This window comes from Mesorhizobium sp. M1A.F.Ca.IN.022.07.1.1, assembly GCF_003997575.1.
Lineage (GTDB): Bacteria > Pseudomonadota > Alphaproteobacteria > Rhizobiales > Rhizobiaceae > Mesorhizobium.
Genome location: NZ_RZST01000029.1, coordinates 22,092 through 28,437 on the forward strand (window position 1 = coordinate 22,092; position 6,346 = coordinate 28,437).

The 6,346-nt window shown below is 61.0% G+C and carries 6 protein-coding genes; 4 read left to right on the forward strand and 2 right to left on the reverse strand.

Annotation, left to right across the window (positions count from 1 at the left end):
- Window positions 1-105 precede the first annotated feature (105 nt).
- A complete protein-coding gene (locus EOA75_RS06140) occupies window positions 106-1,302 on the forward strand; it encodes a hypothetical protein (protein WP_127323860.1) in 1,197 nt (398 codons plus the stop codon).
- Window positions 1,295-1,843 carry a hypothetical protein gene (locus EOA75_RS06145; protein WP_127323861.1) on the forward strand — a complete coding sequence of 183 codons (549 nt, stop codon included), beginning with the start codon at window positions 1,295-1,297 and terminating at the stop codon, window positions 1,841-1,843. Before EOA75_RS06140 ends, EOA75_RS06145 begins: the two co-directional genes overlap by 8 nt.
- A gap of 180 nt (window positions 1,844-2,023) precedes the next feature.
- Here EOA75_RS06145 and EOA75_RS06150 read toward each other — a convergent pair whose 3' ends face one another.
- Both EOA75_RS06150 and EOA75_RS06155 read right to left on the reverse strand, forming a co-directional pair.
- Window positions 2,024-2,977, reverse strand: a complete 954-nt coding sequence (locus EOA75_RS06150) for an IS1595 family transposase (protein WP_127323862.1) — start codon at window positions 2,975-2,977, stop codon at window positions 2,024-2,026.
- Between the two features lie 159 nt (window positions 2,978-3,136).
- Entirely contained in the window at window positions 3,137-3,373 is a 237-nt protein-coding gene (locus EOA75_RS06155) for a hypothetical protein (RefSeq protein WP_127323863.1), read from the reverse strand.
- Between the two features lie 230 nt (window positions 3,374-3,603).
- Between EOA75_RS06155 and hisS the strand changes: the two genes are divergently transcribed.
- Window positions 3,604-5,106: a histidine--tRNA ligase gene (gene hisS, locus EOA75_RS06160; protein WP_127323864.1), complete on the forward strand. Its 1,503-nt coding sequence runs from the start codon at window positions 3,604-3,606 to the stop codon at window positions 5,104-5,106.
- A gap of 174 nt (window positions 5,107-5,280) precedes the next feature.
- The coding region (locus EOA75_RS06165) for an ATP phosphoribosyltransferase regulatory subunit (protein ID WP_127323865.1) at window positions 5,281-6,346 on the forward strand (1,066 nt) is incomplete at its 3' end.

A 6,346-nucleotide genomic window follows, 5' to 3' on the forward strand; every position in this document is an offset into this window, starting at 1 on the left:
TACCTGCCCCTTATGGCCCCCTTGTGGGGGGAGTTATCACGTTGACTGAACATCGCATTGTGTTATCTTCCCCCGCAATCTTTTGGAGGGGTAGAGGTAACCATCATGTCAGCGGACGCTTTCGAGGCATTTTGCGAGATGTTCGAGCCGCTCGAAAAGCCAGATTCGTTGCCTCTGCTAACCGACAACCGGACAGGCGCGCAGTATTGCGAATGCCATTTGAAGGCCGGCAAGCTGGTGGAATTGGCGACTACCGATGCGCCTTTGGATCTGGACGAACCCGAATACCGGGCCAATCGCGAGATCGTCGCGAATGCAGAGGCTTTCACCACAATGAAGGCAGATGCGGTATTGCGCAGAAGTTTCAGCAACATTGTTGCCGAATTCCTATTCGACGAAACCGGAAAGCCGCTGAAGATAATCGGCGGCCAGCACCGCATCGCAGCGATCATGGAAGCGTTTGAAGAAAACGACGTGGACGAACTCCACGGCGTCAAAGTTTATTTCAACCTTAGCACCGAACAGCGCCTAGACGTGCAACTGATATCAAACACGAATATTGCGATATCTGCCGATCTCATCGACCGTATGCAGGAAACGGCGATGGGTCCTGAACTTAGGGAATGGTGTCAGTCTGTAGGGCTTCTGCCGGAAAACACTGACTTCGCCGGGAAATATAGCCGAACAGGACCGATTTCGGTCGCGTTGGCAAGGACTTTCATTATCAACTATTACGACGGAAAAGCGATCGATCTTGCAAAATTCGACTCCATCGAGACGACGCCTCGCTTCGGACAGGGCGGAGTTTGGGAAGAAATTCGCAATGGGAACGACGTTTGGAATGATCCTGAACTGCGAGAAGCCGCGAAGCAATTCGCCTTGCTGATACAGGCGCAACGCCAAGCATTCGCCAGCAAAAAGCCGAAGCCGAAGCCCGACTTCCCCGAGAAGGCGCTCAATGCCGCTGTGGTGGCGGCATGGGCGTATATTGCTGGCGCACTGCAAGCGAACCCGACGCGTTTGGCAAGGCACTATGCATTGGCGCAAACGGCTGGTCGCGATCCTATGAATGCAGCGATCCTGGCAAAGGGGCACCATAAGACTGACCCGGACAACTATCGAGGGTTAGGATATCGCACCGATGCGAAGGAGCGCGGCCGCCTCGTAGAACTGTTCTGGCTGCAAGCCGAGAACGGGAACGGAATATCAGCCGGATCGGTGGATGCTGCGATCAAAGGTTATCACGCCAAGCAAGCTGCGCTCGAAGCCCAGACGGCTAGAGAGAAGGCTGCCAATGGCTGACTTCGATACATTCGCCGGGACCTTGCTGGAGGAATCAAAACGGTTCTTGGAAAAGGCCGCCGAGAACAAAAACGATGATGCGGCTCATGCCGCTTATCTGCACGCATCACTGAACCTCGCATTTGCCTCCGCAGAAGCGCATATCAACGCCGTAGCAGAGGAATTGGCTTCTCATACTGAATTTTCTGCGCCGCACGACAAAGGGGTGCTTTTGGAAAAGGAGGTTCGGCTGGACAATGGGGAATTCAAGCTAAAGGGGGATAGGTTCTACCCTCTGGAAGAACGGGTCATGTTTATCCATCGTCGCGTTACCTCCCAGCCGCTGGATAAAAAGACGCAATGGTGGTCGGATCTAGGCTCTGCAATCAAGCTTCGAAACAAGCTGACCCATCCAAAGGACGAAGCACCTGTAATCAGGGCGAAAGACGTGGCAGCGGCCCTAACGGCCGTGATCGAATGTATCGATGCCATCTATAGGGCGGTCTACAAAAAGCCGTTCCCGGCCGCAAAGCGAATGCTGCAATCGAAGCTGACATTCTAGGGGAACTGGGATGCAAAAAAACGAAGACTATTCACCAGAGGAAGCTGCGCGTCGGCGCGACGAGGTAATTCGCCGTATGGCGAACACCCCACCGCAACCGCGCGTCAGTCATCTTCCCAAAGCACGAAGAAAGAAAGCTGCGCCGGATCAATCTTCTCGAAAGCCCGACGCTGAGAAGAATTAGACCGGCGAGCCGACCGGTCGGCCATTAGTTTGTTGATAGGTGATGCGCTTGCCGACGACACCCGCAATCGCCTTAACCGTGCGCTCTGCATCCGAGACATTGAGCGCCGAACGTTCGTTGTACCGGAAGTCGAACTCGGCGAGATATCGCTTCAACTGCTGCGGGCTGACATGATGATAAACGCCAGTGATGCCACGCTTCATAATCGAGAAGTAGCCTTCAATGGTGTTGGTATGCACGTCACCGCGAACGTACTCACCGATGCTATGGTTGACCGACTGATACACCGGGAACTCACGACCAATCCGCGCGCCGCCGTCATCGCTGTACAGCGTCGAAGCCTTCGAGATTTCCGCCTGCATGATCGGACGCAACGTGCTTCCCGTCACAGACGGAATGTGATGCGAACGGACGCGGCCCTGACGCTCGACAAGCGCAAAGACGATCTCTTTGCCGTAGCCGCCGCCGACGCTGTGACGCTTTTTAACGTGCTTGTTCTTTTCCTTGCCGCCAATGTACGTCTCATCAACCTCAATGGTCTTGCCTTCGCCACCAAGCGGGCCGGACGGATGAAGTTCGCGCATGCCTTCGCGGATGCGATGAGCCATGAACCAAGCCGTCTTGTACGGCAGGCCAAGCATGCGGTGCAACTGGTGCGCGGACATGCCTTTCTTGCTGGCGCACATAAGGTGCGTCGCCAGAAGCCACTTGGTCATCGGGATATGCGACCGCTCATAGATCGTGCCGACCGCCGCCGTGAATTTCTTCCGGCAGTCTTTGCAATGATACCAGCCCGGACCCATCGACTTGCCGCCGAGTTCCTTGACCGTCTCGAACTGACCGCAGAACGGGCAATGAGCGCCATTCGGCCAACGGATGGCTTCGAAGTGCGCCCTCGCCGCGTCGGCATCGGTGAAAATCGGGTTCGTCAGATCAACGGTAGCGGTCATGGCTAATCTCCTGACCGCAAATATAAGGAATTCAGCCGTGTTCAGTCAAGGTGATAATTCCCCTTGTGGGCAGGTCGCGCCGAAGGCGCGGGTCGGGTCGCAAAACCGAGTTCTCGCCTCCGACGCTACGCGTCCTCAGATTGGAGGGGTGGGGCAAGATCAGAGGCTACCGGCGCTTGTCAGAAACAGCCCGGCGATGATGGCCGCCACGGCAGCAAAGGCCGGGTAGATCACCAGCAGTCCGGTCACCAGCGCGTCGCGCATCGTCGGCTTGTGGGGTTCCGCCACGACCCCGAACGGCCCTGCGGGTTGCTGCGCCGGCTTGGGGGTGGCGCTGTCGGCCGGCCGGAGCTTGGGAACCGGTTTGCTCTCGATGATGTCTTCCGTGGTCGTCATGGCCCGAACCCTTATTTCGGCGCGCTTTATGGTCCTTGATTGTGTCGGCAGCATGCCGCGCTGGTGACGCAATTGTTTCGTTCTTGGCGCCGTTTTGTTTCGAAGGCGCGGCCTTTCCTTCTCGGCACAAAGGAGGAGGGACGGTGCCAACCCTTGCCGCCCAAGGCGGTATCGTCTAGGACACGCCCGCTCGAAATAAGTCAGCGTTCACATAGCGAAAAGACCCATCCATGGCCGACAAATCGGAAAAGACGAAAGCGCGCCTGCCGCGCGGTTTTGCCGACCGCAGCGCCGAAGACATCCGCGCCGTCGAGAAGATGATGGCGACCATCCGGTCGGTCTATGAGCTTTACGGCTTCGAGCCGGTCGACCAGCCGATGATCGAATACACGGATGCTTTGGGCAAATTCCTGCCCGACCAGGACCGGCCGAACGAAGGCGTCTTCTCGTTCCAAGACGATGACGACCAGTGGCTGTCGCTGCGCTACGACCTGACGGCGCCGACGGCGCGTTTCGTCGCCGAGAATTACGACCGCCTGCCGAAACCCTATCGCAGCTACCGGTCCGGCTGGGTGTTCCGCAACGAGAAGCCGGGCCCCGGCCGCTTCCGCCAGTTCATGCAGTTCGACGCCGATACGATCGGCACGCCGGGCGTCGCCGCCGACGCCGAGATGGCGATGATGATGGCCGACGTGATGGAGGCGCTTGGCATCAAGCGCGGCGACTACGTCATCCGCGTCAACAACCGCAAGGTGCTGGACGGTGTGCTGGAGGCGATTGGGCTTGGCGGTGAGGAGAATGCTGGGCGCAGGCTGACGGTGCTGCGCGCCATCGACAAGCTGGACAAGCTCGGCCCGGAAGGCGTGAGGCTGCTGCTTGGCCCGGGCCGATGGGATGGCGGCAAGGAAGGCGAAGGCGATTTCGCAAAGGGCGCGGGGCTGAATGACGCGCAGGCCGAAGCGGTTCTTCTCGCAACGGCAAGGAACGGACAGGCTGGCCAGGATTCCACCGTCGGTGCCAACGCTGTGTATCAGGAAGGCGTCGGCGAACTTGCAACGATTGAAGCTCTGGTCAGGGCTGCAGGATATGGCGAGGACCGCGTTGCGATGGACCGCTCCGTCGTGCGCGGCCTCGAATATTACACCGGCCCGGTCTTCGAGGCCGAGCTGCGGGCCGAGATCCCCAACGAGGACGGCCAGATCGTGCGCTTCGGCTCGGTCGGCGGCGGCGGCCGCTATGACGGGCTGGTCTCGCGTTTCCGCGGCGAGCCGGTACCGGCGACGGGCTTCTCGATCGGCGTCTCGCGGCTAATGACGGCGCTGAAGAACCTCGGCAAGCTCGACACTTCCGACGTCATTGCTCCGGTCGTCGTTCTGGTCATGGATAAGGATACGGAAAGCCTCGGCCGCTACCAGAAGATGGTCGCCGATCTGCGCGCCGCCGGCATTCGCTCGGAAATGTATCTCGGCGGCGCCGGTATGAAGGCGCAGCTGAAATATGCCGACCGTCGCGGCAGCCCGATCGCCGTCATCCAGGGCGGCGACGAGCGCGTCAAGGGCGAGGTGCAGATCAAGGACCTGATCGAAGGCGCGCGCCTGTCGGCCGAGATCACCGATAACGCGGAATGGCGCGCCGCGCGCCCGGCGCAGGTGACGGTGGCGGAGAGCGAGCTGCTCTCCGAGGTGAAGAAGATCCTGGCAGCGCAGGCCGAGGAGCGGGCACGTGGCAAGTAGGGCGCCAACCTCTCCTTCTCCCTTTGTGGGAGAAGGTGGCCGAGCGAAGCTCGGTCGGATGAGGGGTGTTCCAGGGAGCGCCGGCGTCTCATTCCTTCCAGCACCCCTCATCCGTCTTGGCGCTGCGCGCCAATCCACCTTCTCCCACAAGGGGAGAAGGGGAGGTGGTGCTTTATGACTTCCCGCTATCCCGCCATCGCCGCCGACGTCGCAAAACTCTTCGCTGCCCGGGACACCCACGCGGTCGAGGTGGCAGTGCTGCAGCCGGCCGATCCGTTCCTCGACATGGCGGGCGAAGACCTGCGCCGCCGCATCTTCCTGACCGAGAGCGAGACCGGCAAGACGCTCTGCCTCAGGCCCGAATTCACCATTCCGGTCTGCCTCGACCACATCGCCAGCCAGGCCGGCACGCCGCGGCGCTATTCCTATCTCGGCGAGGTGTTCCGACAGCGCCGCGAGGGCGGCAACGAGTTCTTCCAGGCCGGCATCGAGGATCTCGGCGATCGTGATACCGCCGCCGCTGACGCGCGCTCGCTGGCCGACGCGCACGCGCTGCTCTCGCTGGTGCTGCCCAGCGTGCCGCTCGCCATCACGCTCGGCGACCAGACCTTGTTCGAGGCGGTGCTGGCCGCGCTCGGCCTGCCGCGTGGCTGGCGCATGCGCCTCGCCCGCGCCTTCGGCTCGGCGTCGATGCTGGAAGCGGCCCTTGCCGACCTCGCCAATCCGCCGCGCAACAGCCAGCTGTCGGGTCCGGTGGCCTTGCTGGTGCTCGACAGCGATACCGACGGCCTCGCCGCTTATATCGCCGCCGGCATGGAAGAGGCCGGGCTGTCGGCCTCCTCGGGCCGCGCCCCGGCCGACATCGCGCGGCGGCTGATCGAGAAGGCGCAACTGCGCAGCGTGCGGCTGTCCGACGAGGCGTTCTCGGCGTTGAAAGGATTTCTCGAGATCGACGTCGCGCTGGGCGGAGCAACTGAGGCGCTGGAAAAATTCGCCGCCGCTGCCGGCCTGTCCCTTGGCGCGGCGCTCGAAAATTTCGCCGCCCGCGCCGAGGCGATCGCGGCGCATGGCCTGCCGGTCGAAAAGATCCGCTATGACGCCGCCTTCGGCCGTCCGCTCGATTACTATACCGGTCTCGTCTTCGAGATTGCTGCCCAGGGTGGCGACCGTCCGCTGGTGGGTGGCGGTCGTTACGATCGGCTGCTGACGCTGCTCGGCGCGAAGAAGCCTATCCCCGGCG

Coding starts and splice junctions, on each gene's coding strand:
- EOA75_RS06145 (WP_127323861.1), top strand. CDS start 1,295: ATGGCTGACTTCGATACATTCGCCGGGACCTTGCTGGAGGAATCAAAA.
- hisS (WP_127323864.1), top strand. CDS start 3,604: ATGGCCGACAAATCGGAAAAGACGAAAGCGCGCCTGCCGCGCGGTTTT.
- EOA75_RS06140 (WP_127323860.1), top strand. CDS start 106: ATGTCAGCGGACGCTTTCGAGGCATTTTGCGAGATGTTCGAGCCGCTC.
- EOA75_RS06150 (WP_127323862.1), bottom strand. CDS start 2,977: ATGACCGCTACCGTTGATCTGACGAACCCGATTTTCACCGATGCCGAC.
- EOA75_RS06155 (WP_127323863.1), bottom strand. CDS start 3,373: ATGACGACCACGGAAGACATCATCGAGAGCAAACCGGTTCCCAAGCTC.